This is a genomic window from Streptomyces sp. AM25 (assembly GCF_058146165.1).
The window spans coordinates 411,938-435,979 of the sequence record NZ_JBKIWN010000002.1 but is presented as its reverse complement, the minus strand read 5'-3'; the positions used below and the strand labels follow the sequence as shown (position 1 = coordinate 435,979).

The following is a 24,042-nucleotide window of genomic DNA, read 5'->3' as shown; positions in this document are numbered from 1 at the left end:
TGGCGGGGCCCGTTGCCCTTCCGCACGATGCCCCCACCCCGCAAGGATGCCGACGTGCCCGACTGGATCACCGTCCCCGTCGACCCCCGCTTCCTGCGCGGTGCGCTGGACGTGGAGCGGACCGAGCACGGCGTCGTGCCGCACCGGCTGCCCGCCTGGGTCCGGAAGCGGTTCCCCGACCCGTACTTGTGCAGGACGGAGGCCCAGGCCTCCGGCGTGCGGCTGGCCTTCCGTACCCGGGCCACGGCCGTCGACCTGGACGTGCTGCCCACGAAGACGGTCTTCAAGGGCGCCCCGCCCGCTCCGGAGGGCGTGTACGAACTGTGTGTCGACGGCCGTCCGACGGACCGGGTCAGCGTGTCCGGCGGCAACGTCCTGACCGTCGACATGCTCACGCAGTCCGCGTCCGTCCACCCGGGCCCGCCGGTCACCGTTCGTTTCACCGGGCTGTCCCCGGACGAGAAGGACGTGGAGATCTGGCTGCCGCAGACGGAGGCGGTCGAGCTGATCGCCCTGCGCACCGATGTCCCGGTCGAGGCGGTGCCGGACCGCGGCCGCAGGGTGTGGCTGCACCACGGCAGTTCGATCAGCCAGGGCTCCACGGCCGGGAGCCCGGCCGCGACCTGGCCGGCGCTGGCCGCCGCGCTGGGCGGCGTGGAGCTGGTCAACCTGGGTCTGGGCGGGAACGCCCTACTCGACCCGTTCATGGCGCGGGTCGTGCGGGACACGCCGGCGGACCTGATCAGCGTGAAGCTCGGCATCAACGTGGTCAACGCCGACCTGATGCGCCTGCGGGCCTTCACCCCCGCGGTCCACGGATTCCTGGACACCATCCGCGAGGGGCACCCCGCCACGCCCCTGCTGGTCGTCTCCCCCGTGCTGTGTCCTGTCCAGGAGGACACCCCGGGTCCCCTCGCACCGGACTTCGACGGCGGAACGGTGCGGTTCCGCGCCCTCGGCGACCCGGCGGAGTGCGCCGCGGGGAAGCTGACGCTCCGTGTCGTCCGGGAGGAGCTGGCCCGTATCACGGCGCAGCGGGCGGCCGACGACCCGAACCTGCACCACCTCGACGGCCGTTCGCTGTACGGCGAGGCGGACGCCGCCGAACTGCCGCTGCCCGACGGGCTGCACCCGGACCCGGCCGGCCACCGCCGCATCGGCGAGCGCTTCGCCGGGCTGGTCTTCGCCGCCGGAGGCGCGTTCGCCGCCGAGAACGGCTAGGGCCTGGCCGCTGGGTCAGCGGCGCATCAGCGCGCCCCGGACGAAGGCGGCCTGGCCGACGTGCTGGAGGTCGTCGTCCAGGATGCTGATCAGGCGGACGCCGAGGGTGACGGGCGGATCCCAGGCGTCGTCGACGATGCGGGCGTAGTCCTTCTCGTGCAGGGTCCTGAGGTAGCCGACGGTCTGCTCGTGCACGGCGTCGTGGTAGCCGGTCAGTTTGGCGGCCGGGGCGGAGAAGGCGCCCACTTCGGTGCTGGAGGCGCCGTACCCGCTGGCGTCGGCGGGGTAGGGCAGGGCGAAGTCCTTCTGCCAGCCCTGCGCGTGCCACACCTCCGGCAGCCCTGCGGCGTCGGCGATCTGGCAGTCCTGGACCCGCGCGAGGTGCCAGACGAGCCAGCCGATGGAATTGGCCTCGCCGTCCTCGCCGCGCCAGGTCAGTTCCTCGGACGCGAGCCCGTCCAGCACCCCGTGCACCCCCTCCCGGACCCGGCCGAAGCCGTCGGTCAGCAGCTTCGCGCTCGTCGTGGTCATGGGCGGGCTCCTCTCGCCGTCGTTGCCCCTCGACCCGAGTCTCCCGCTTCGCCGGGGAGGTGATGCTCACCCATGAGTGAGGCACCGTACGGGATTTCGACACAGGAGACCCGGATCCACTCGTGAGGGTGAGCGCATTGGCCCGATGGATGCTGTGGCGGGGAGGTGCCGTCCGCGCCTCTTGCCGGGGTTCCGGAGCGCACCAACTCTGGGGACCATGGCTGAAACCGACCACGTGGTGGCGATCGTGGGCGTCTCCTGCCGGCTGCCCGGGGACATCGCGTCCGCGGACGGGCTGTGGGCCGCGCTGGAGCAGGGACGGGATCTGATCGGGCAGGTGCCCGCGGAGCGGTTCGCGGCGACGGAGGTGCTCTCCCCCGGGGAGCCGCGGCCGGGGCGGACCTACACCGTGGCGGGCGGGTTCCTGGGTGATGTCTCGGGGCTGGACGCGGAGTTCTTCGGCGTCTCCCCCAAGGAGGCCCGGGCACTCGATCCGCAGCAGCGGCTGCTGATGGAGTGCGCGCTGGAGGCGTTCGACGACGCGGGCATCGATCCGGCGGGCCTCGCGGGCAGCGACACCGCCGTGGTGATGGGCGTCTCCTCGCACGAGTACGGGGACCTCCGCCTGCGGCAGGTGCGGGAGTCGAACCCGTACGGGATGAGCGGGGCGGCGAAGTGCAACACGGCCAACCGCCTGTCGTACCTGTTCGACCTCCACGGGCCCTCCCATGCGGTGGACACCGCCTGTTCGTCGGCGCTCTTCGCGGTGCACCAGGCGTGCGAGGCGCTGCGTTCCGGGCGCAGCCGGCTGGCTCTGGCGGGCGGGGTGCAGGTGCTGCTGTCGCCGGGGAGCTGGGTGGGGCTGTCGCAGGCGCGGTTGCTCTCGCCCACCGGGCGGTGCCGGCCGTTCTCGGCGGCCGCCGACGGGTACGTCCGGTCCGAGGGGGCCGGGGTGGTGGTGCTCAAGCCGCTGGCGGCCGCGCTGCGGGACGGCGACCGGGTGTACGCGGTGGTTCTGGCCAGCGGGGTGAACGCCGACGGGCGGACGTCCGGCCTGCCGCTGCCCAGTGCGGACGCCCAGGAGGCGCTGCTGCGGCAGGTGCATGCGGCGGCCGGGGTGGAGCCGGGCGAGGTCGCGTACGTGGAGGCGCACGGCACCGGCACCCAGGTCGGGGACCCGGTCGAGTGCGAGGCGCTGGGGCGGGCCCTGGGCCGGCGGCGCGGCGGTGTGCCGCTGCCGGTCGGGTCGGTGAAGTCGAACCTGGGGCACCTGGAGGCGGCTTCGGCGGTGCCGGGGCTGCTCAAGGCACTGCTGGTGATCGGGCGTCGGCGCATTCCCGCGACCGTGCACTGCACGCCGCTCAACGACACGATCGACTTCGCGGGGCTGGGCCTGGAGCCGGTGGCGGCGGCCCGCCCGGTGGACGGCAGCGGCCGGGTGGTGGTGGGGGTGAGCTCGTTCGGCTTCGGCGGCGCCAACGCCCATGCGGTGCTGGCCTCGCCGCCCGGGGAGCAGCAGCACGCTCCTCAAAAGCCGCTTCCGGACGGCCCGTTGGGCGGGCGGCAGCCGCTGCTGGTCTCCGCCCGCAGCGCGCAGGCCCTGGCCGGGGCCGCTCGGGACTGGGCGGCCTTTCTGCGCGACGGCGCGCAGGAGTACGGGACGTTCCACGACGTGGCGTTCACGGCGTTCCGGCGCCGGGCCCGGTACGAGCACCGTCTGGTGGTGCTGGCGGCGGATGCCGCCGAGGCCGCCGGGGCGCTGGAGGCGTCCGCCGGGTCCGAGGGCGGGCCGGGCGCGCGGTGGGCGGTGGGGCGGGCCGTGCAGCACGGGCGCGTGGCGTTCGTCTTCGACGGCAACGGGTCCCAGTGGCCGGGCATGGGCGCCGAACTCCTGGAGGCGGACGCCGTGTTCCGTGCGGAGGTCACGGCGGTCGACGGGGAGCTGAGGCCGCTGCTGGGCTGGTCGGTGCTGGAGGAGATGGGCAAGCCGGGCGGCGAGGAGCGGTGGGGACGTACGGAGGTCGCCCAGCCGATGCTGTTCGCGCTGCAGGCTGGGCTGGTCGCGGCGCTGGCCGCGCGCGGTGTCGTGCCCGCCGCGGTGGCGGGGCACAGCGTGGGCGAGGTGGCGGCCGCCTACTGCGCCGGGCGGCTGGACCGGGCCGCCGCGTGCCGGGTGATCGCGGCGCGGGGTGCCGCACAGGCGCCGATGGCCGGGCAGGGCCGGATGGCCGCCGTCGGCCTGGGCCCGGCGGACGCGGGACGGCTGCTGGCGGAGCCCCGGTACCGGAACCGTCTGCTGATCGCGGGGGTCAACAGTGAGCGGGATGTGACGGTTGCCGGGCAGGCGGCGGAACTGGCGGAACTGGGCGAGGAGTTGACCTCCCAGGACGTGTTCTTCCGGGACCTGGGGCTGGACTACGCCTTCCACAGCCCTGCGATGGACGCCGTACAGGTCCCCCTGGAACGGGCGCTGGCCGGGCTGGAGTCCGGCCCGGGACGGATTCCGATGGTCTCCACGGTCACGGGCGGGCCGCTGGACGGGGCGGCGCTGGACGCCGGGTACTGGTGGCGCAACGTCCGCGAGCCCGTCCGCTTCGCCGAGGCCCTGGCGGCGCTGACGGGCGGGGCCGGATGCGATGTGCTGGTGGAGGTCGGCCCGCGCCCGGTGCTGGCCGGCTATCTGCGCCGGGGGGCGGAACGGGCCGCCGTGGTGCGGACCATGACCCGCGAGGCCGCCGGGCCGGACGCCGTCGACTCTGCGCTGTGCCAGGTGCTGGCGGTCGGCGGACGCATCGAGGAGAACCGGTTCTTCCCGCAGCGCGGCCGGGTGGTCTCGCTGCCGCGCTACCCCTGGCAGCGCGAACGGTACTGGCACGGCCACCACACCTGGTGGCGCACCGCGGTGGTCGACGAGACGGACGAGGCGCCGCACCCGCTGCTGGGGCCCCGGCAGTGTGCCGACCGGCCGTCCTGGCAGCAGCGGCTGGAGCCGGCCAGGGCTCCCTGGCTGCGCGACCACGTCGTGGGCACCACGGTGGTCATGCCGGCGGCCGCCTTCGTGGACATGGCGCTCGCCGCCGCGCAGCAGGTGTTCGACGGCCCGGCGGAGCTGACCGGGTTGACGATCGGGCGGGCGCTGGCGCTGGAGCCGGACGACCCGGGGATGGACGTGCTGCTGCACACGGCCATGACGGAGGACGGCGCACTGACTGTCGCCGCCGGCAACGGGATCGGTTCGGTCTGGGCGGAGCATGCACGGTGCCGGGCCCGGCGGCTGCTGCGCGAGCGCCCGCCGCGCGTTTCGCCGGACGCCCTCCGGTCCCGGCCGACCACGGCGTTCACCGGCGAGGAGCACTACCGCACGATGGCCCGTGCCGGTCTGTTCTACGGTCCGGCCTTCCGCTCGCTCACCCGGCTGCTGGCCGGCGAGGACGAGGTGCTGGCGCAGTACAGCGCCGCGGTGGACATGGGCCGGGAGCACGTGGCGCACCCCGCAGTGCTGGACACGGCCGTGCAGACCGCTATGCCGCTGGTGCGCGGCGTCGCGGAGACCGAGGCGCCCTATCTGCCGGTGCGGTTCGAAGTGGTGCGCTGCTGGGGGCCGTTGCCGGCCGCAGGGTACTTCCATGCGCGCTGTGCGTCGCGGTCCGTGCTGGAGGTGGTGTGGGACCTGACGATCACCGGTGAGGACGGCGAGGTGGCCCTGGAGCTGCTGGGCTGCCGGGCCCGGCGGTTCGACGCAGGGCGGCCTGCCGGGCCGGCCGTGCTGACCGAGGTGCTGCGCGCCGCCCCGCTGCCCGGCCTGCCGGCCCGTCCGTCACCGCTGCCGTCTCCCGCCGCCGTCGTCGAGGCCTGCCGGGAGGAGCTGGCCGGCCTGGTCCGGCACTGGCACGACAGCTGCCCCTACCCCGTAGCCCGCGGGCGGATCCTGGAGCTGATGGCACACGCCACCCTCGCCGCAGTGCGGGAGTTCCTGCCCGGCACAGCGTCCTTCACCCTGGACGACCTGATGATCGCCGGGCTCTCGCCCCGCCGCCTGCGGCTGCTGCGGACCCTGCTGGACCTGGCCGTGGAACAGGGGGTGTTGGGTGCCTGTCCGGATTCCCGGAGCTGGCGGCCGCTGGTTGACCCGTGCCCGGAGCGGGTGTTCACCGAGGTGCTGGGGGACGTTCCCGCCGAGGCCGTCGCCCTGCGGGCCTACGGTGTGGTGGCCCGCCGACTGGCGGAGGTGCTGCGCGGGGAGGGCGGGCCGTCGGCGGTGCTCTTCGCCGAACCCGAGTCACTGGCCGCCCAGTTGTCCGAGGGCGCGTCGGTGCTGCGCTTCCACCACCGGATCGTCCGGGCCCTGGTGCGGGGCCTGGTGGCGGGGTGGCCGCAAGAGCGCCCGTTGCGCGTGCTGGAGGTCGGCGCCGGGGCCGGCGCCCTCACGGCCGTGCTGCTGCCCGAACTCCCGCCGGAGCGCACGCATTACACCGTCACCGACCTCGACCCCGCCCTGCTGCCCCCGGCCCGGAGCCGGTTCGCCGACCGGGACTTCGTCGAGTTCCGGCAGTTCGACCTCGATGCGGACCCCGCCGGACAAGGGCTCACGCCGGGTTCGTACGACCTCGTGGTCGCCTCCGACGCGCTGCACACCGCCCGGGACCTGGCCGCCGCGCTGCGGCGGGTGGCCGGTCTGCTGGCGGACGGCGGGCAGCTGCTGGCGCTGGAGTCCCACAACCTCCATCTGTTCTCGCCGGTGTTCGGGGTCGACGACTCCTACTGGGCCTCCGCCAACACCACGTTGCGTCCGGACGGGCCGCTGCTGCCGCGGCAGGCCTGGCCGCCGCTGCTGCACGAGTGCGGGTTCACGGGCACGGTGCAGGTGGGGGACGACCGGGAGCCGGCCCGCGGCGACGTCTCGGTGCTGCTCGCCGCGCGACAGCCGAGGCAGGCCGGGCCGGAGCCTGCCGCCGAGGGCGAAGGCCCTGCGCGCCGGATCGTGGTGGGCCTCGACGAGGCCGGTTCCGTGGCCGCGTCGACCGTGGCGGCCGCGCTGCGCTCGAACGCACCGGACCGTCCGGTGCGTACGCTGACGGCGGCGGACGGGCCGGTGCCGTGGGGCGACGTGCTGTCCGCGGAACCGGACGGGTGCGACGTGGTGTTGATCGTCGCGGACGGCCGTGCCGCTGCCGGGGCGACCACCGAACGGGCCGTGGGGCACCTGGCGGTGCTGCGGGACCTGGCCGCCGCCTGCGCGAAGGCGGTTCCGCCGACGGTGTGGCTGGTGACCGTCACCTCTGCGGAGTGCGGTGGGGACTGTCCGCCGGTGTCCGCAGGCGCCGGGGCGGCGGCCTGGGGCGCGGCGCGCAGTCTCGCCCAGGAGCACCCGGCGCTGACGGTGCGCAGGGTGGCCCTGGCCGGGACAGGATCGTCTCCGGAGCAACTCGGCGTTGCTGCTGCCCGGTTGGCCGAGGAGCTGCGGACCCGGCCGGAGGACGACGAGGTCGTGCTCACCGACGCAGGCCGGTTCGTCTCCCGCATCCGGCCGCTGCCTCCGGAGCGCGTACTGCCCTCTCCGGGACGGGAGTCCGGGCATGCCCTGTCCCTGGCCGAAGCCGGTCTGCACTACCGGCTGGCCTGGCGGCCGGCGCCCGTCCCGGAGCCGCAGGACGGCCAGGTGGTACTGAAGGTGGCCGCAACGGCCCTGAACTACCGGGACATCACCACGGTCACCGGGCTGGTGCCGCCGATGGCCGCCGGGTTGCGGCCGGACGTCGCGCCGCTGGGGCTGGAGTGCTCGGGGACGGTGGCGGCCGTGGGTCCGGGTGTCACCGGTCTTCCTGTGGGCACCCGCGTGGTGGCTCCGGTGCTCGGGTGCTTCGCCTCGCACGCGGTCGTCAGCGCCGCGTGGGCGGTACCGCTGCCCGATTCCCTGTCCTGCACCGAGGCGGCCACTCTTCCGGTGGCGTTCCTGACGGCCTGGCACTGTCTGCACCGGCTGGCCCGGCTGACCGAGGGCGAGACGCTGCTGATCCACGGCGGCGCGGGCGGAGTGGGGCTGGCGGCACTGCAGTTGGCCCGTACCGCCGGCGCCCGGGTCGTCGCCACCGCGGGCAGCCCGTCCAAGCGCGACCTGCTGCGCCTGCTGGGCGTGGCGCACGTCCTGGACTCGCGCAGCCTGCACTTCGCCGACCAGGTCCTCGATCTGACCGGGGGCCGGGGCGTGGACGTGGTGCTCAACTCCCTTGCGGGAGAGGCCCTGACCCGCAGCCTGGGCCTGCTCGCGAGCGGCGGGCGGTTCGTGGAGCTGGGCAAGCGCGACTTCCTGGCCGGCCGTGCGCTGCCCGGCGAGCCGTTCCTGCGGGGCATCGCGTTCTTCAGCGTCGACCCGACCGCACTGCTGACGGCTGCTTCGCCCGACCCGGACTGGTTCTCGCCACTGCGCGAGGCGCTGTCCTCCGGCGCCGCCCGGCCGCTCCCCCACCGCACCTATCCGGCCGCCGACATCGCGGAGGCCTTCACCCAGCTGCGGCACTCCCGCCACATCGGCAAGGTCGTCGTCAGCCAGGACGAACCGCCGGCCGTGGAGCCCCGGCCGCAGCGGCCGCCCGTGACCGCCGACGGCAGTTACCTGATCACCGGCGGGTTCGGCGGGCTGGGTGCGGCAACGGCCCGCCACCTGGCCGCGCACGGCGCCCGGCACCTGACCCTGGTCGGCCGCCGCGGACCGGACACCCCCGGCGCACAGGCCCTGTTGGACGATTTGCGGGCGGCGGGGGCGGAGGTGCTGGCGCGGCCGGCGGACGCCACCGATCCGGCGGCCCTGCGGAGCCTGCTGGCCGAGGTGGACGCCACCGGCCGCCGGCTGGCCGGGGTGTTCCACACGGCGATGGTGCTCGACGACGCACCCCTCACCGAGCTCACCGACGAGCGCCTGCACGCCGTCCTGGCCCTGAAACTGACGGCCGGTCACCTGCTGGACGAGCTCACCCGCGACCGGGACCTGGACGTCTTCGTGGTCCACAGCTCGGTCGCCGCACTGGTCGGCAACGTCTACCAGGCCCCGTACGTCGCGGCCAACGTGGCCCTGGAGGCCCTGGTGCGCGACCGCCGGCGGGCCGGGCTTCCCGGGCTGGCCGTGCAGTGGGGGGTGATCGCCGACACCGGGTACGTCCACCGCACCGGCCGGCTCGCCGAGTTGGCCGCGGCCGGGCTGCAGGGCATGTCCACCGAGGAGGCGCTGAGCACTCTGGACCGGCTGCTGGTCCGGCAGGACACGGCAGTCGCCCTCGTCGGCCGTGTCGACTGGCGCAGGCTGGGCCGCGTTCTGCCCACCCTGGCGGCCCCGCGCTCGGCCGGGCTGCTGCCGGACCAGGACGAAGTGGACGCCGACGAACGGCTGCGGGTGGCCCTGGCATCGGCCCGTACGCCCGGGGAGGCCCAACGGGTCATGCTGGACGCGCTGGTGGGCCTGCTGGCCCAGGTGCTGCAGACGACGCCCGAGCGCATCGACCGCACCCGGCGGCTGGACCAGCTCGGCCTGGACTCGCTGATGGGCACCGAATTCGCCTCGCTCATCAGCAGGCGGCTGGGCTGCCGGCTCCCCGCCATGGAACTCGTCGGCCTCACCGGCCTGCCGGAACTGGGCCGACGGCTCCTCCAACGCCTCGGCCACGCCCCGCAGACGGCGGCCGGCCCGGCTGCCGACGGACCGGGCCGGTGACCGGGTGCCGTGCCCGCCTGGCCGGGCTGGGCGTCCATCTGCCCGCCCGGTGGCGGTCGTCCGAGGAGACCGAGGAGAAGATCGCCCGGATGTCGGGCGCGCGCATCTCCTTCCGCCCGGGCTTCCTGGCCCGGGCCACCGGGGTGCGCGGGGTCCATGTGATGGAGGACGACCAGGAGTCCTCCGACCTCGCCGTGATCGCCGCCCGCCAGGCCCTGACAGAGTCGGCCACGGCCCCCGGGGACGTCGACCTGATGCTGTTCGCGGCGACCGGACAGGACCTGCTCGAACCCGCCACCGCACACGTCGTCGCCGCCAAACTGGGCCTGGACTGCCCGGTCTTCGACGTCAAGAACGCCTGCAACAGCGTCCTCAACGCCCTCGAGGTGGCGGCCGCGTTCATCACCGTCGGCGCCTACCGCACCATCCTGGTGACCTGCGGCGAGGCCTCCTCCCGGGCGGTCCGCTGGACGCTGCCCGCACAGCGGGCGCTGAACCGCTCACTGGCCGGCTACACCTGCTCCGACGCCGGGGCCGCCCTGGTCCTGACGGCCGGCCCCGACGGGCCCCAGGACGCGGGCGTGCTGCGCACCGTGTTCCGGGCGGACTCCACCGCCTGGCCCCTCGCCACGGTCGGCGGGGGCTCGCGCTGGCGGCGCGAGAAGTCCTCGGCGGACGACGACGAGTGGTACTTCCAGGCCGACAGCCGCGCACTGTACGACGCCTGCCGGCGCCTGGTCCGCCGGACCGCCCCGGGCATCCTGGCCGTCATGCTGGCGGAGGACTGGCTGAGCCGGCCGGGCTGGTCGGCCTTCGCCCTGGTCGGCGTCCACCAGGTGTCGTCCCCCTACCGCGAGGAGGTGCACCGGACCCTGGGGATACCCGAGCATCTGGCCCTCTCCACCATCGCCGAACACGGCAACCTCGCCGCCGCGACGCTGCCCCTGCAACTGGCCCGCGCCCGGGCCCTCGGCCGGGTCCGGCAGGGTGACCTGGTGGCGCTGATCGGCGTGGGCAGCGGAATGAGTCTCGGGGTCGCGGTGCTACGCCTCTGACAAGGGTGAGGAGTTGGTGTGACGGTGGACGAAAAGAAGGCCTTCGGCGTCGGCCCGTCGGGGATCGAGATGGCCTACGAGAGTTTCGGCGACCCGGGGGCACCGCCGGTGCTGCTGGTGATGGGCGGCGGCGCCCAGATGATCAACTGGCCGGACGGCTTCTGCACCGAACTCGCCGGCCGCGGCCTGCACGTGACCCGGTTCGACAACCGCGACGCCGGGCGGTCGACACACTTCCACGACGCACCGGCGCCCGACATCCCGGCGGCGATGGCGGGCGACTTCTCGTCGGCGTCCTACACGCTCTCCGACATGGCCGCCGACACCGTCGGCCTGCTCGACGCCCTCGGGACCGGCAGTGCCCACTTCGTCGGCGCGTCCCTGGGCGGCATGGTCGCGCAGACGGTCGCGATCGAACACCCCGGCCGGGTGCGGTCGTTGACGTCGATGATGTCCTCCACCGGGGACCCGGGCGTGGGCCGGCCGGACTTCGCCGCGCTGGGGAGCCTGGGGGCGCCGCCGGAGGACCGCCAGGGCTACATCGACTGGCAGGTGAAGGCCATCCGGACGATCGGGTCCCCCGGGTTCGCCTTCGACGAGGACGCCGTGGCCGAGCGGGCGGCCCTCGCCCACGACCGGGGCCACGACCCCCTGGCCATGGCCCGCCAGGCCGTCGCCACCCTGGCCAGTGGGGACCGCACGGAACGGCTGCGGGCGCTGGACGTCCCCACCCTCGTCGTCCACGGCAGCGCCGACATCATGTGCGACGTCAGCGGCGGGCGGGCCACGGCGGCCGCCGTTCCCGGTGCCGAACTGGTCGTCGTCGACGGCCTGGGCCACAACTTCCCCCGCGGGGCGTGGCCCCGGCTCACCTCCCTGATCGCCGGCCACGTCCACCGCACCGAGGCGGCCCCGAAGGGCAGTTGACCTCACCTCTCACGGCGCCGCCCCGCGGTCAGCACGGCCACCGTGACGAGCAGAGGAGGCAGCGCACCCGCCCAGGCCGGGGCGGCCCGGTGCAGGACCACGGCCGCCGCCGCACCCACGATCAGTGCGGCGAGGCGGAGGGGCACCCACGGGCCGGAGCGCGCCGGGGCGCCGCCCGGTGCGCGCACGATGTACGTGGCGAGCGTGCCGGTGAGGTACGTCGTGGGGGCCGCGGCCCGGCCCGCCGCGACCATCGCCGCGCACTGGGCGCCCATCGCCGCTGCCGCCCCGCACTGCAGCACGTCCCGGGTCACGCCGCCGGGCGCGCCGTCCGAGGCGGCCCACACGCCCGCGCCCGCCGCGAGCAGCACCGCCTCGCCGACGAGGCAGGACAACACCGGTGCGGACCAGCCGTCTTCGGTCTCCTCCCCGCCCCGGGTGACCCAGGCACCCGCCGCCGTGCCGGCACCGAAGCCGCCCAGGGCCAGCAGGGCCGCGGTCACCCCGGCGCCGCGCGCCTGGCCGGCCGCCATGCCCAGCAGCGCGAGGTTGCTGGTCATCACGCCGGCGAAGACGTGGTCGAGCGCGGTGAAGGACAGGGCTTCCACAGCGCCGGAGGCGGCCACCAGCACGACCACCGCGAGGCGCATGCGCTGCGCGGAGCCCCTCACCGCACGTCCCTCCCCGCCGGCCGCCGCCCGGTGATCAGCAGGCCGAGCAGGGTCACCGCCAGACCGCCGACCGCGACCAGGCACCAGGCCGGGCGCGCCGCCGCCTCGAAGGCGGCGGCGTCCCTCAGCGGCCGGTGGTCCAGCCCCGCGGCGAGGACCGCGCCGAGCACGGCGACGCCCAGGGCGAAGCCGGCCCGGCCCGCCGTGGTGAACAGCCCGGAGGCGAAGCCCGCCCGGTCGTCCGGCATGCCGGAGACCGCCGTGCTGATGAGCAGGGGGGCGGCCAGGCCGACGCCGAGGCCGAAGAGCACGTACTCGACGAACAACAGGATCCTGGACGCGTCGGTGCTCAGGACGGCCAGCATGACCGCGCTCGCGGTCAGGGCCAGCCCGGCCGGTACGAGCAGCCGCCGGGTGCCGTACCGCGCGGCCAGGCGCCCCGCGAGCGGTGAGCAGACGCCGAGCACGACGGACGGCGGCAGCATCCACAGCCCCGCCTGCAGGGCGGACAGGCCCAGCGGGTGCTGGAGGTAGAGCGAGGTGAGGAAGAAGAACCCGCCGAACGTCCCGAAGACGCACATCCCCGCGACGATGGCCCCGCTGAACCGCAGGTCACGGAAGAGGCCCAGTTCCATCAGCGGCTCCGGGCAGCGGTGCTCCCAGAGCAGGAGGGCGCCGAAGGAGGCGACGGCAGCCGCCGCGCAGACGAGGACTGCCGGGTCCGTCCAGCCCCGGTGGGCCGCCTCGATGACGGTGTAGGTCAGGGACCCGAGGAAGAGGATCACCAGCAGCTGCCCGGTGACGTCCAGGCGCCGGGGCCGCGCCGCCCGTGACTCGGGCACGGAGCGGGCCGTGACCGCCATCGCCAGCAGGCCCAGCGGCAGGTTCAGCCAGAACAGCGGACGCCATCCGATGCTGTCCACGAACACGCCGCCCAGCAGCGGCCCCACGGCCAGGCCCAGCCCGTAGGCGCACATCCACACGCCCATGGCACGGGACCGCTCCGTCTTCCCCGGGAACGCCTGGGCGACGATCGACAGGGACACCGGGCTGAGGCTCGCCGCGCCGATGCCCTGCACCACCCGGAACAGCACGAGCAGCTCCAGGGACGGGGCGAGCGCACACAGCACCGATCCCGTCGTGAACACCGCGAATCCCGCCTGCATCACCAGCCGCCGCCCCACCCGGTCGCCGACCGAGCCGGCCAGCAGCATCAGCGCCGCCATCGCCAGGCTGTAGGCGTCCAGGACCCACTGCATGCCCGAGATCGTCGCGCCCAGCTCCCGCTCCATCGCCGGCAGGGCGACGTTGAGCGCGGTGATGTCGATGCCGAGCGGCAGCAGGGCGCCGCAGCACACCACGAGTACCAGGCGTCGTTGCCGTTGTCCGAGAACGAGTTCCGACATGTTGCGACCTACTGGTGGGTTGCGTGGCGGGAACGGTGCCGAGGCCCACTGTCCAGGGTCCGGCGAGCCGGCCCCTGCCGCATCCGCGGGCGGTCCTCCTCGCCGGGCCGCACCACGAGGACGGGGCAGCGCGCGTGCCTGAGGCAGTAGCGGATCACCGCGCCGTGGAAGAGGCGGCCCAGGGCCCCGTGGCGGCCGGTCCCCATGACGAGCAGGTCCGTGTCGTGGCCGGCGCAGGCCACCAGGGCTGCGCCGGCCCGGGCCCGGATGGTCATGGGCAGGACACGTGCACCGTACGACGCCGTGCCGAACGCTTCCCGGCACGCGTCCGCCAGGACGCCGTCGGCCTCCCTCTCCCAGTACGCGCACACGTCCGGCGGGGCGGGGCAGCGGGCGTCCGCCGCCTCCCCGCCCGGGGGCGCCCAGGCGTACGTCGGGCACAGCACCGCGCCGTGGCGTTCCGCTTCCCGCGCGCCCTGCCGGAGCGCCTCGACGCTGCCGGCCGATCCGTCGACTCCGACCACGACGCGCTGCACCGTCTGCGCCATCGCTCTCGCCCTCCTCCGGTTCGGATCCCCCTTTTCACGGTGGGACGGGCGCCGGCCCGCGGCGGTCGGCCGGCTGGAGGATGTGCGGGAGGACGGCCGCCTCCACCGGTCGGCCGGGCTCCAACGGTCGGCGGGCTACGAGGTCACCTTGCCGGGGCACAGCCGCTGGGCCGGCTTCCCCTGCAGCTTCGCGTCCACGCAGCCGCCGGGCAGTCCGTCGTGGGCCTGGGTGCCGAAGTTCGCGGTGACGGTCAGGGTGCCGTCGCCGAAGACGGTCCGCTGGACGAGGTGGTCGTCGGTCAGCCGGCGGAAGGAGGTCAGCTGCCGGGTTCCCGCGGCCTGGTGCAGCGGGGCGAAGTACTTCTGCAGTGCAGCCAGTTCGTGCAGATTCTGCTCGTTGCGCTGGTCCTTGTCGCTGAGCACGAAGTTCAGCGGGGTGTTGTAGAGCATCGCCAGCAGGGCCCGGGGCTGCTTCTGGTCGGGGAGCTTGCCGAAGGGCAGTTCCCAGCGTTCCACGTTGACGAGCGAGCCGTGCAGCGCCGTTTCGTACAGCGGGACGCGGTACTGCGGGTCGTACATGGCCTTCAGCGTGTCGGCCACCCTGGCCCGGTGCTCCGGTTTGAAGTCGCCGGTGCGCACCGGCTTGAAGAAGGTGGCGACGGCCCCTGCCGGCATGTAGCCGCCCCAGGCGTCGTCGTCCTTGGGGTCGGTCAGCCTGGAGTCGAAGTGGCCCGTCTCCATGCCCCACAGCCGGCCGTCCACCGGTGTGGCCGAGCCGTGGCTGAAGGCGAGCACCTCGTTCGCCCAGGAGCCGGCGGACTCCGAACCGAGGACGAGCGGGTGGGGCTTCTTCGCGGACGGGTCGTAGGTGCCGTCCGCCAGGCGCTTCATCCGGGCGAGCCGGTTGGTGCGGTCCTCGGCCTTGGTCATGGGGTGCTTGGCGTCGAAGTCCTGGAAGAGCTCGCCGGCCGCGTCCACGTCGAGGAAATAGCTGTCGGCCCCGTTGGCGACCAGCGGGCGGGTGCGGTCGGCCAGGTAGTGCTTGTGCGGCTCGGCCTGTTCGAAGGCCTGCGAGCTGAGGTAGCAGCCCTTCTTGCGGAAGCCGGGCTGCGGCTTCCCGTCGGCCTTCTGCACGCAGAACGTGGGGTAGACGTCGTCCGGCCAGACGGTGTTGGGCGAGGAGTCGGGGGTCTTCTGCTGGCCGTCGGCGAAGGAGTCGTACGGGCCCGCCAGGTAGCCCGCCGCCTTGGCTGCCTCGATGTCCTGCTTCGTCATCGGGGCGTCGTCCGAGTCGTAGCCGAGCCAGAGGCGCGAAACCCCCAGCTCCTTGAGCCGCTTGAGGTAGTCGGGCCGCCGGGCGCCGCCCCAGGCGTAGGCGTGGAAGGCGCCCAGCAGCTTCCCGGTCTCGGGGTTCTTCTTGATCTTTTCGCTCAGGCTGCCCAGCTGCCCGTGCTCGGAGAGCCAGTTGCGGTAGTCCACGGCCGGTGCCACCGGGGAGCCGTCGGTGAGGGAGAGGGCCACGGTGTAGGTGCGGGTGCCGCTGCGCGCGGAGAACTCGTGCTTGGCGGTGGCCCGCAGGCGTCCCTCCTGGGAGGTGAAGGTCAGCGAACTGCCGATGTCGGTCGGGGTGATGTAGCTGACGCCGCCGTGACCGGAGCGGAGCGAATGGCCCCACATGGGCATGGAGAGCTGTGAGCCGATGTCCTGCTCTTCGCCGACGAGGCCGCCGTCGGCGGAGTTCCAGAACGCGTCGGTGACGGGGAGGTTCAGCCCCTCGCCGCGCGGGAACTGGATGCTCTCGGCGGCCGGGTCGGTGGCGGTCACCGGCCACTGCAGGGAGGTGTCGCCGCCGGTGGCGGTGAAGGTGACCAGCAGCCGTCCGTGGTCCGCGCGGGCCTCCGCCTTCAGCCCGTTGCCCGGGTACGACCAGGTGGCGCCGTGCTCCGTCGCCGCCAGGCCCGCCGGCTCGCCGGGAGCCTTGGGCGCGGGGGCGGACAGCAGGACGGTGCGGCCGTCCCCGGTGCGGGCCTCGGCCCGCAGGGTGGCCGGATCGATGGTGGCGGTGCCGCCGGCCACCGGAACGGCGACCTGGCCGTCGTGGATGCGCACCTCCGCCCCGGCGGAGGAGCCGGAGGCGGGCATCAGGCCGTTGGCGGCCTCCATGGTGGTGGCCGCCAGAGCGGTCGCGATGGCGAGGGCGAGGACGGTGCGCCGGCCGTACCGACGGGACGGTCCTGCGGCGGGCGAGTTCCGGGTGACGGTGTGCATGACACAGTGATACGGAGTGCTTCTAAGAAGGTTTTAAGAGGCGCCAGTTACTGCCCGACATTTCTGACCACAAGTCACCGTGCCGTGTGGCCGCCGTCGATGACCAGGGAGGAGCCGGTCATGGCGGCGGAGTGCGGGCCGCACAGGAACAGCACCGCTTCGGCGACCTCCTCGGGCTCCACGAGCCGTTTGACCGCCGCGCCCTCCAGCAACACGGCGCTGAGGACCTCGTCCTCGCCGATGCCGTGGACGCGGGCCTGCGCGGCGATCTGGCCGTCGACGAGCGGGGTCCGAACGTAGCCGGGGTTGACGCAGTTGGAGGTCACCCCGCGCGGGCCGCCTTCCAGGGCGACGACCTTGGACAGGCCCTCCAGGCCGTGCTTGGCCGCGACGTAGGCGCTCTTGTACGCGGAGGCGCGCAGGCCGTGCACGGAGGAGATGTTGACGATCCGGCCCCAGCCTTGGGCATACATGCCCGGCAGCGCGGCGCGGATGATCCGGAACGGTGCCTCCAGCATGATGCGCAGCATGAGCGAGAAGCGCTCGGGGTCGAATTCCTCCACGGGGCAGACGTGTTGGAGTCCGGCGTTGTTGACCACGATGTCGGCGCGCAGGTCCAGCGTGTCGAGACGGCCGAGGTCGGACAGGTCCGCGACGAGTGCCTCGCCGCCGGTGAGCGCGGCGACGTCGCGCACCGCATCGGCATCGAGGTCGAGCGCGCGGACGTGCGCTCCGGCCTCGGCGAGGCGCAGGGCGATGGCGTGGCCGATGCCGCTGGCGGCGCCGGTGACGAGGGCGGTGCGTCTGCTCAGGTCGGTGGGGGTGGTGGCCACGGGTGCTCCGTCCGGTTGCGGTGAGGATCAAGTGAAGCAATCGTGGCCGAGTTTGGGGGTGGGACGGGAGGGGGTGATGATCTGTGGCCGCCTTGTCCCGGATGGTGAGGAGAGCTGGCGTACAGGACTAGTTCCTCCGGAACAGGGAAGTATGTCGCCAAGAGCAGGACCTGAACCACATTGCTCCAGGGGGGATTTCATGCCGGACGACGACACGACCACGGCCCAGGGCGCCCCGAGCCGCAGCGGAAGCCCGGACTCCGCGGTGGACCGGGTGGCCGACTTCTACGGGGCGTACATCGACGCCGTCGACGACGGAACCGACGACCTGTCCGACCGACTGCGCGCCCACTACCTGACGGAGGACCTCCAACAGCGGCTGGCCGCGTGGGAAGAGGCCAACCACGCCGACGGCGTCCTGCGCGCCCAGGACGTGCCCACCCGCTGGGAGGTGCAGTACCACGACTCCGGCGCCGGGCACCTGTTCACCACGGTCACCCTCACCTGGGGCACCGGCCCGGACGCCGGGCACACCCAACTGGCCGTGCAGAGCGACCTGAGCACCAAGCTCATCTCCGACATCGAGGACGCTCCGGCGGGATTCTGAGCGGCCCACGCGGTGCGTGGCAGCACGTCGTGCGCTTGCGACCTCACTCCAGCAGACCGTGCCGCATCGCCTCCGCCACGGCGGCGGCACGGTCCGAGACCCCCAGCTTCTCGTAGAGCCGCTGCGCGTGCGTCTTCACCGTGCTCACCCCCAGGTACAGCTCCGCGGCCAGTTCCGGAATGCTCTGCCCCTTCGCGAAACCGCGAAGGACCTGGCGTTCGCGCTCGGACAGCACCACGGTGCCGCGGTCGGCGCGGAGCCGGATCTCGTCCGCCAGGCCGTTCGTCAGCTCCTCGGCCACCACCCGCTTGCCGCGCGCCACCTTCAGCACGGCGTCGACGATCTCGGAACGCTTGGCGTCCTTCGCAAGGTAGCCGCAGGCCCCCTCCTCGATCGCCTTGTAGACCACGGCACTGTCCGTGGTGGCGGACAACAGGAGCGTGCGGGTGCGCAGTTGATCGCGGACCACCGCGTGGACGACGGCGATGCCGTCCAGTCTGGGGATCCGGTAGTCGATGAGCGCGACATCCGGCTCGTGTGCGCGGATCGCTTCGAGCGCGGCCTCGCCGTCGGCGACCTCGGCCACGACCTGCACCTGTCCGCTCTGCTCCAGCCCCCGGGTGATGCCCTCACGGAAGACGGGGTGATCGTCGGCCACGACCACCGTCACGCGCGCGTCGGAATCGGGCACGCCGACACCGCCTTCCCTTTCGCCCCCGTTTCGACGATAGGCAGATTCCCGCTGCGCCGCACGAGGGAGGGGCGGGCCGTACGGCCCCTCCGCCGATCGGCGGACATCCCTGCGCGGCGGGCGGCGGCAGGCTGGCCGGGTGCCGTGCGAGGAGGAGGTGGACCGCGGTGCGTGAACCCGAAGGCGCCGGCAGCCTCTCCCTGCGCCAGCTCGAATACCTGGTCGTCACCGTCGGCGAGGGCCGTCTGACGCGCGCCGCGCGCCGCCTGCACGTGACCGAACCGACGGTGTCGCAGCAGCTCAAGGCCCTGGAAGGCGCGGTGGGCACTCCCCTGCTCGTCCGCGGCCCCGACGGCGTGCGGCCGACCCCCGCGGGCGAGGCACTCCTGCCGCACGCCCGGACGGCGCTGCGCAGCGCCGGGCAGGGGCGGGCGGCGGCCCTGGCCGCGGCCGGCGGCGACGGGGAGACCCTGCGGGTCGCCACCCTGCCCTCGCTCCTCACCGGTCTGCTCCCCGCGCTGCGTTCCTGGGCGCTCGCGCACCCGGGCACCCGCCTCGCCGTCGGCGTGCACGGGAGCCGGCGGCTGCTGCAGGAGTCCCTCGCCTCGGGCACCGCCGACCTGGCCGTCGGCCCCCGGCCGGCCAGGTGGCACGGGCAGGTGTGGCCCTGGCAGGTGGAGGAGATCGTCGTGGTGTGCGGCGAGGACGACCCCCTGCGCGGGGAGACCGTGCCGGTGCGGGATCTGCTCGGCCGCCGCTGGATCCACTACCCGGGCGACGGAGGGGCACCGCTGTCGCTCCTCGGGCAGAGCCGCCCGGACAGCCCGGTTCCCCGCCCGGCGACGCTCTCCGTGCCCACCGCGGACGCCGCGGTCGCCCTCGCCGCGTCCGGCGCCGGCCTCACCGCCGTCCCGCTCGGCTCCCTGCCGCCCGGGCTGCGCTCGCAGACCGTGGCCCTCGTCCCGCGGGCCACGGCGGACATCGTCCTCTTCGCGGCCCCGGACGCCCCGGCCGGAACGCTCGCGCACGCCGCCGCCCTGCGCCGCTGCACGGCGGAGAAAGGTCCGGACGGGTAGCGTCGCCCGTGCCGCATGTGTGGTGTGGTGCCCCTGCGTGCCGTTCCGGATGGTGCGATGACGACTCGGTGGCGTGAGCAGCAGTTCGGCGACGTGGCGGAGCTGACGACGCGCTACGTGGCATGGCTGCGGCTGCCCCTGCTGGTCCCGGTCCTGCTCGCGGCCCTGGAACCGTCGGCGCCCGTGACGGTCCCCTGGTTCTACGGCGCCCTGGCGGCGTACGCCTGCTGGAGCGTCGCCCGGCTGGTGGGAGTGCACCGGCATCCGCTGGCCGGAGTGCACGGCGCGGTCCGGGCGGCCGCGATCGACGTGGTGGCCGTCGGCGTCCTCTCGGCCCTGTCCGGCGGCCCCCAATCCGCGGTGCGCTACGCCTACTTCGTGCTGCCCATGGCCAGTGGCCTGTGGCAGCTGCCGGTGGTGACGGCCTGGCTCGGCGCGGCCTGCATGGCCGCCTACGCCGCCATGGCCCTCCCCCACCTGTTCTCCGACGCCGCGCCGGCCGTCTGGCCGGTCGTCGTCGACGAGGCGTACCTGCTGTGGGACGTCGGGGCCGGTGTGCTGATCGCCGCGCTGCTGAAGCACCGGAGCAGCCGGGTGTCCGAACTCCTGGACACCCGGGAGGCGTTGCTGCGGAACGCCCTCGACGCCGAGGAGCGGGAGCGTGCGGATCTGGCGGATGCGCTGCACGACAGCGCCGTGCAGAACCTGCTGGCGGCCCTGCAGGACGTGGAGGAGGAGGCGGAACGGGCCCCGTCGGAGACCCTCGCGCGCGCCGCGGCCGAAGTCCGGGGCACGGTCCGCGAATTGCGCGAGGTCATCTTCGACCTGCACCCGCAGGTCCTGACCTCGGTGGGACTCGCGGCCGCCCTCGAGTCGGCCGGCGAGCACGCCGCGCGCCGCGGCGGTTTCACCGTCCACTACGACCTGCGGCTGGACGGCCCGGTGCCGGGCCAGGCGCTGCTGTACTCCACGGCCAGGGAGCTCCTGAACAACGTCGTCAAACACGCCGGTGCGACCCGGGTACGGGTGTCCCTGGCGCGGGACGGAGGCGACACCGTCCTGACGGTGCGCGACGACGGCCGCGGGTTCGACCCGGCCGTCGTCCGGCAGCGGATGGCGTCCGGCCACATCGGGCTGGCCAGCCACTACGTGCGGATCGAGAGCGCCGGCGGCCGGTTCACGGTGGACAGCGCCCCGGGGCGGTCCACGACGGTCGAGGTGCGGCTGCCCGGCACGTAGCCGCGATTCCCCCGGTCCGTCCACCGGTCGGTGGACACAGGAGGCGCGGTGCGGCTGCCTACGGTCGACGACGAGGCCCGGATCAGGGCTTCGTCCGCCGAATCCGCAGCCGGACGGGAGGTCCGCACGTGATCACGCTGAATTCCGCCCGGGGCAGGCTGGTGCTGACGGTCAGCTGCCTGGTGACGCTCATGGTGGGGATCGACAGCACCGCGGTCGGCATCGCGCTGCCCGCGCTGGAGAGGGACCTGCACGCCTCCGTGGGCGGCATGCAGTGGGTGATCGACGCCTACAACCTGACCGTGGCCTCGCTGATGCTGCTCGCGGGCTCCCTGGGCGACCGCTTCGGCCGCCGGCGTATGTTCCTGGCCGGCTCCGCCGTCTTCGTCCTCGGCTCGGCGCTGTGCGGCCTCGCCTCCGGCCTGGACGGTCTCGTCGGCTTCAGGGTGCTGCAGGGGCTCGGCGGTGCGCTGGTCGGCCCCGTCTCGCTCTCGGTCCTCACACACACCTTCACCGACAAGGCGCAGCGCGACCGGGCGATCGGCGCCTGGAGCAGCTCGTTCGGGATCGGCCTGGCCGCCGGTCCGCTGCTCGGCGGTGTGCTGGTGGCGGGTGACGGCTGGCGGTCGGTCTTCTGGGTCAACGTGCCGATCGGGCTCGCTGCTCTGGTGCTCACCGCGTGCTGCCTGCCGGAGTCGCGCACGGCGACGCCCCGCCGGGCCGATCCGCCGGGCCAGGCCCTGGTCGTCGTGCTCCTGGGCTGTCTGACGTTCGCCGTCATCCGGGCGCCCCGCCTGGGCTGGGACGCCCCTGCGGTGTACGGCTGCCTGACGGCTGCCGCGCTGGCCCTGCTCTGCCTGGTCCCCTGCGAACGCCGCCGCCGTGATCCTCTGGTCGATCCGCGGTTCTTCCGCAGCATCCCCTTCAGCGGCTCGGTGGCCGTCTCCCTGGTCTCCTTCGCGGCGCTGGGCGGCTTCCTGTTCATCAGCACCCTCTACCTCCAGGACGTGCGCGGGCTGTCCGCCCTGCCCGCCGGGCTGTGGATGCTGCCGATGCCGGTCATGACCATGCTCCTGGCCCCGGTGGCGGGGCGGCTGACCGGCGCCCGCGGAGCCCGGCTGCCGCTGGTCCTCGCCGGCTCCGCCATGGCGCTGAGCGGGCTGACGTGCGCCGTCTTCCACGCGGAGCACTCCGCCGTCCTGCTGCTCGTGGCGTACGGGCTGTTCGGTGCCGGAATCGGGCTCGTGGACGTCCCCGCGACCGCCCTCGCGGTCTCCGGCATGCCGCGTTCCCAGGCCGGGGTGGCCTCGGGCATCACCATGGCGACGTGCCGGGTGGGCGTGGCGATGGGGGTGGCGGTGCTCGGCGCGGTGCTCTCCTCCGGACTGCACGGCTCCGCGGCCGCCGCCGGCGCGGCGGGGTTCACGGCCGCAGCACACCCCGTGTGGTGGATCATCACCGGGTGCGGTGCGGCGGTGGCGGCGGCAGGCGTCCTCGTCACGGGCGTACGCGCGGAGAGGTCCGCCCGTGGGACGGCGGTACGGCCTTCGGAAGCCGAGCCGGCCGCCTGGTGCTTGTAGGTGCCTTCCGTCTCCTCCTCGTTCGCGTGGCCGACCCAGGGCCTGGCCTCGGAGCGGGGCCGCGCCTTCCTTATGAGCGATGCCCTGCTGGGACGGCCCGGCCCCCGACAACTGGCGATCTGGGAAGCCCTCGACGACCGTAAGCGCACGACGTTCGAGGGGCATCTTCTGGCCGGCACCTCGGCCGAGGAACTCGTCTGGATCCTCCACCGCTACGGACACCATGTATCCGCATCCACTATCCGCACGTACCGGCACCGACTGCGCCAGGAAGAGAGCCTGAGTGACTGACACCCTGCTCGACGCGGCAGGCGGAACGATGGCCGCGGCCGGACCCGGCTCCGCCTCCACAACTGCGCCTTGCCCAGTCGGCATTGACGGCGCAGGAAGAGCTGTCCGGAAGCGGCTCTGGGGAGAGGCCCAACGGCATGTCCAAGGCCTCTCCGGGAGGTCCGATGGTCACTCCGGGCCCCCGCGCCGCCCGAATCGAAGGTTGCGCACCGTGGCTCCCGCCACGGGCGAGAGACCCACAGCCGTCGGACGGCCGTCCCCTGCGGCCACATGATCCACCGTCTTCAGATGAGCGAAGTCCGGAACCAGAGCATGCTGCACTCTTGCGAATAGCCATCCTGCCAGCATGTTGTGACGTGCTCTCAGCTGTCTGCTACGAGTAGATCAACTCCCCCCTCCGCGGTTCGCCAGCCTCTCAAAGGTCGCGCAGTCAGGGATCCTGCTGAGGGCCGGACCGATCACCCGGGTGCGGCTCGCCGCGGCTTTGAGTTCGCCAAGCTTTGTCTCGTCACATCCACCCTTGAGTGCCATGAGGGCATCCCTGACTGGTTGCGGAAGGGATGGCAGAAGCTGGCTGATCTGAGCCGGACTGGAAACCTGAGCCGGGCCGGCAGCAGCCGCAGCCGGACTTGCGGTGCCGATCATCAGTGCTCCCAGCAGGACCAGAGTGTCGGCTACCCGCCCGGCAGGCGATGTTCCGATCACGACAGTGTTCTCCTCAGGGATAGCGACACGATGGGCGGTCGGGCGCTACGACTGGCTGACATTGATCGCCCCTCTCGTTTTTCGAGATCGTTTCCCGATGGCCCGGCGTGGCAGCCGGGGTTGGGTAAGAAGCTTTCATGGGCCGGGCGTCACGATCCGAGTCCGGAGGTGACGCACCCGCAGCTCTCATCTCATTTTGCGTAGATACGCCGTCCTCGACAGAGAGGTATCGCGAACCGCGGACCGCAAACCACCCAGCAGGCTGGAGATACCCGAACGCTCGCGCTTGTGGTCGAAGTGCCGGTCTATACCAGGAAGTTCACACGATGGCCGCGTGCGGCGGCTATCGCCACGGGTGATAGCCCTGTGACCGACGGGCAGCCGTCCACATCGCAGGCCCGGCCTGCAACCTCGGACAGTTCACCCACGGACGGGGTGTCACCTGCATTCAGGTGTCCAAGGACGAGGAAGAGCACCCGCTCCTCATCCGCGTCGATTTTGAAGTCCACGTCTCAACCGTAGATCTGCCAGGTCGAGGTGCCCGCGGAGCCCCTTCTCGCCGCCGCACAATCGCCACACAGCACCGAGAAACAGGCCGCAATAGACACGAAGAGTCAGCAAGCGGCTACGCGGCCCCGAGGAAGCAAAAGACCCTCTGACCTGCAAATTTGCTGGTCAGAGGGCCCTG

Annotated in this window: 17 protein-coding genes; 9 read left to right on the top strand and 8 right to left on the bottom strand. The window is 73.5% G+C overall.

Annotation, left to right across the window (positions count from 1 at the left end):
• The first annotated feature begins 27 nt into the window (after positions 1-27).
• Entirely contained in the window at positions 28-1,221 is a 1,194-nt protein-coding gene (locus ACLHRZ_RS03935; protein ID WP_490416799.1) for a GDSL-type esterase/lipase family protein, read from the top strand.
• 15 nt (positions 1,222-1,236) lie between these two features.
• Here the strand turns inward: ACLHRZ_RS03935 and ACLHRZ_RS03930 are convergent, their stop codons facing one another.
• A complete protein-coding gene (locus ACLHRZ_RS03930; RefSeq protein WP_490416798.1) occupies positions 1,237-1,752 on the bottom strand; it encodes a mycothiol transferase in 516 nt (171 codons plus the stop codon).
• 217 nt (positions 1,753-1,969) lie between these two features.
• Here ACLHRZ_RS03930 and ACLHRZ_RS03925 point away from each other — a divergent pair, with 217 nt between their 5' ends.
• The 3 genes from ACLHRZ_RS03925 to ACLHRZ_RS03915 are packed head-to-tail and all read left to right on the top strand — an operon-like array spanning position 1,970 to position 11,439.
• Positions 1,970-9,457, top strand: coding sequence for an SDR family NAD(P)-dependent oxidoreductase (locus ACLHRZ_RS03925; RefSeq protein WP_490416797.1), 7,488 nt, complete (start codon positions 1,970-1,972; stop codon positions 9,455-9,457).
• The gene (locus ACLHRZ_RS03920) at positions 9,454-10,512 is read left to right on the top strand and encodes a 3-oxoacyl-ACP synthase III family protein (protein WP_490416796.1); all 1,059 of its coding nucleotides are present in this window, start codon (positions 9,454-9,456) and stop codon (positions 10,510-10,512) included. Before ACLHRZ_RS03925 ends, ACLHRZ_RS03920 begins: the two co-directional genes overlap by 4 nt.
• Before the next feature lie 18 nt (positions 10,513-10,530).
• Positions 10,531-11,439, top strand: a complete 909-nt coding sequence (locus ACLHRZ_RS03915) for an alpha/beta fold hydrolase (protein ID WP_490416795.1) — start codon at positions 10,531-10,533, stop codon at positions 11,437-11,439.
• Between the two features lie 2 nt (positions 11,440-11,441).
• Here ACLHRZ_RS03915 and ACLHRZ_RS03910 read toward each other — a convergent pair whose 3' ends face one another.
• The 5 genes from ACLHRZ_RS03910 to ACLHRZ_RS03890 form a co-directional block, all read right to left on the bottom strand.
• Complete coding sequence (locus ACLHRZ_RS03910) at positions 11,442-12,110, bottom strand: DUF1275 family protein (RefSeq protein ID WP_490416794.1); 669 nt, start codon at positions 12,108-12,110, stop codon at positions 11,442-11,444.
• Positions 12,107-13,516 carry an MFS transporter gene (locus ACLHRZ_RS03905; RefSeq protein ID WP_490416793.1) on the bottom strand — a complete coding sequence of 470 codons (1,410 nt, stop codon included), beginning with the start codon at positions 13,514-13,516 and terminating at the stop codon, positions 12,107-12,109. Before ACLHRZ_RS03905 ends, ACLHRZ_RS03910 begins: the two co-directional genes overlap by 4 nt.
• 8 nt (positions 13,517-13,524) lie before the next feature.
• Entirely contained in the window at positions 13,525-14,064 is a 540-nt protein-coding gene (locus ACLHRZ_RS03900) for a universal stress protein (RefSeq protein WP_490416792.1), read from the bottom strand.
• A gap of 135 nt (positions 14,065-14,199) precedes the next feature.
• Entirely contained in the window at positions 14,200-16,332 is a 2,133-nt protein-coding gene (locus ACLHRZ_RS03895; protein ID WP_490416791.1) for a glycoside hydrolase, read from the bottom strand.
• Positions 16,333-16,406: 74 nt separating this feature from the next.
• On the bottom strand, positions 16,407-17,165 hold the full coding sequence (locus ACLHRZ_RS03890; protein WP_490416790.1) for a 3-hydroxybutyrate dehydrogenase: 759 nt from the start codon (positions 17,163-17,165) through the stop codon (positions 16,407-16,409).
• Positions 17,166-17,364: 199 nt separating this feature from the next.
• Between ACLHRZ_RS03890 and ACLHRZ_RS03885 the strand changes: the two genes are divergently transcribed.
• Positions 17,365-17,772, top strand: coding sequence for a hypothetical protein (locus tag ACLHRZ_RS03885; protein WP_490416789.1), 408 nt, complete (start codon positions 17,365-17,367; stop codon positions 17,770-17,772).
• Positions 17,773-17,815: 43 nt separating this feature from the next.
• Here ACLHRZ_RS03885 and ACLHRZ_RS03880 read toward each other — a convergent pair whose 3' ends face one another.
• On the bottom strand, positions 17,816-18,463 hold the full coding sequence (locus ACLHRZ_RS03880) for a response regulator (protein ID WP_490416788.1): 648 nt from the start codon (positions 18,461-18,463) through the stop codon (positions 17,816-17,818).
• A 167-nt stretch (positions 18,464-18,630) separates the two neighbouring features.
• Between ACLHRZ_RS03880 and ACLHRZ_RS03875 the strand changes: the two genes are divergently transcribed.
• The 4 genes from ACLHRZ_RS03875 (at position 18,631) to ACLHRZ_RS03860 (ending at position 22,649) form a co-directional block, all read left to right on the top strand.
• Complete coding sequence (locus tag ACLHRZ_RS03875) at positions 18,631-19,539, top strand: LysR family transcriptional regulator (protein ID WP_490416787.1); 909 nt, start codon at positions 18,631-18,633, stop codon at positions 19,537-19,539.
• 57 nt (positions 19,540-19,596) lie between these two features.
• A complete protein-coding gene (locus ACLHRZ_RS03870; protein ID WP_490416786.1) occupies positions 19,597-20,778 on the top strand; it encodes a sensor histidine kinase in 1,182 nt (393 codons plus the stop codon).
• Between the two features lie 128 nt (positions 20,779-20,906).
• Positions 20,907-22,358: an MFS transporter gene (locus tag ACLHRZ_RS03865; RefSeq protein ID WP_490416785.1), complete on the top strand. Its 1,452-nt coding sequence runs from the start codon at positions 20,907-20,909 to the stop codon at positions 22,356-22,358.
• Positions 22,359-22,649 carry a hypothetical protein gene (locus ACLHRZ_RS03860; RefSeq protein WP_490416784.1) on the top strand — a complete coding sequence of 97 codons (291 nt, stop codon included), beginning with the start codon at positions 22,359-22,361 and terminating at the stop codon, positions 22,647-22,649.
• A 1,010-nt stretch (positions 22,650-23,659) separates the two neighbouring features.
• Here ACLHRZ_RS03860 and ACLHRZ_RS03855 read toward each other — a convergent pair.
• The gene (locus tag ACLHRZ_RS03855) at positions 23,660-23,863 is read right to left on the bottom strand and encodes a hypothetical protein (protein WP_490416783.1); all 204 of its coding nucleotides are present in this window, start codon (positions 23,861-23,863) and stop codon (positions 23,660-23,662) included.
• Positions 23,864-24,042 lie beyond the last annotated feature (179 nt).

Excerpts from the sequence above, each read along its gene's own strand:
- ACLHRZ_RS03935 (WP_490416799.1), top strand. The coding sequence starts at position 28 with ATGCCCCCACCCCGCAAGGATGCCGACGTGCCCGACTGGATCACCGTC.
- ACLHRZ_RS03930 (WP_490416798.1), bottom strand. The coding sequence starts at position 1,752 with ATGACCACGACGAGCGCGAAGCTGCTGACCGACGGCTTCGGCCGGGTC.
- ACLHRZ_RS03925 (WP_490416797.1), top strand. The coding sequence starts at position 1,970 with ATGGCTGAAACCGACCACGTGGTGGCGATCGTGGGCGTCTCCTGCCGG.
- ACLHRZ_RS03905 (WP_490416793.1), bottom strand. The coding sequence starts at position 13,516 with ATGTCGGAACTCGTTCTCGGACAACGGCAACGACGCCTGGTACTCGTG.
- ACLHRZ_RS03900 (WP_490416792.1), bottom strand. The coding sequence starts at position 14,064 with ATGGCGCAGACGGTGCAGCGCGTCGTGGTCGGAGTCGACGGATCGGCC.
- ACLHRZ_RS03895 (WP_490416791.1), bottom strand. The coding sequence starts at position 16,332 with ATGCACACCGTCACCCGGAACTCGCCCGCCGCAGGACCGTCCCGTCGG.
- ACLHRZ_RS03885 (WP_490416789.1), top strand. The coding sequence starts at position 17,365 with ATGCCGGACGACGACACGACCACGGCCCAGGGCGCCCCGAGCCGCAGC.
- ACLHRZ_RS03870 (WP_490416786.1), top strand. The coding sequence starts at position 19,597 with ATGACGACTCGGTGGCGTGAGCAGCAGTTCGGCGACGTGGCGGAGCTG.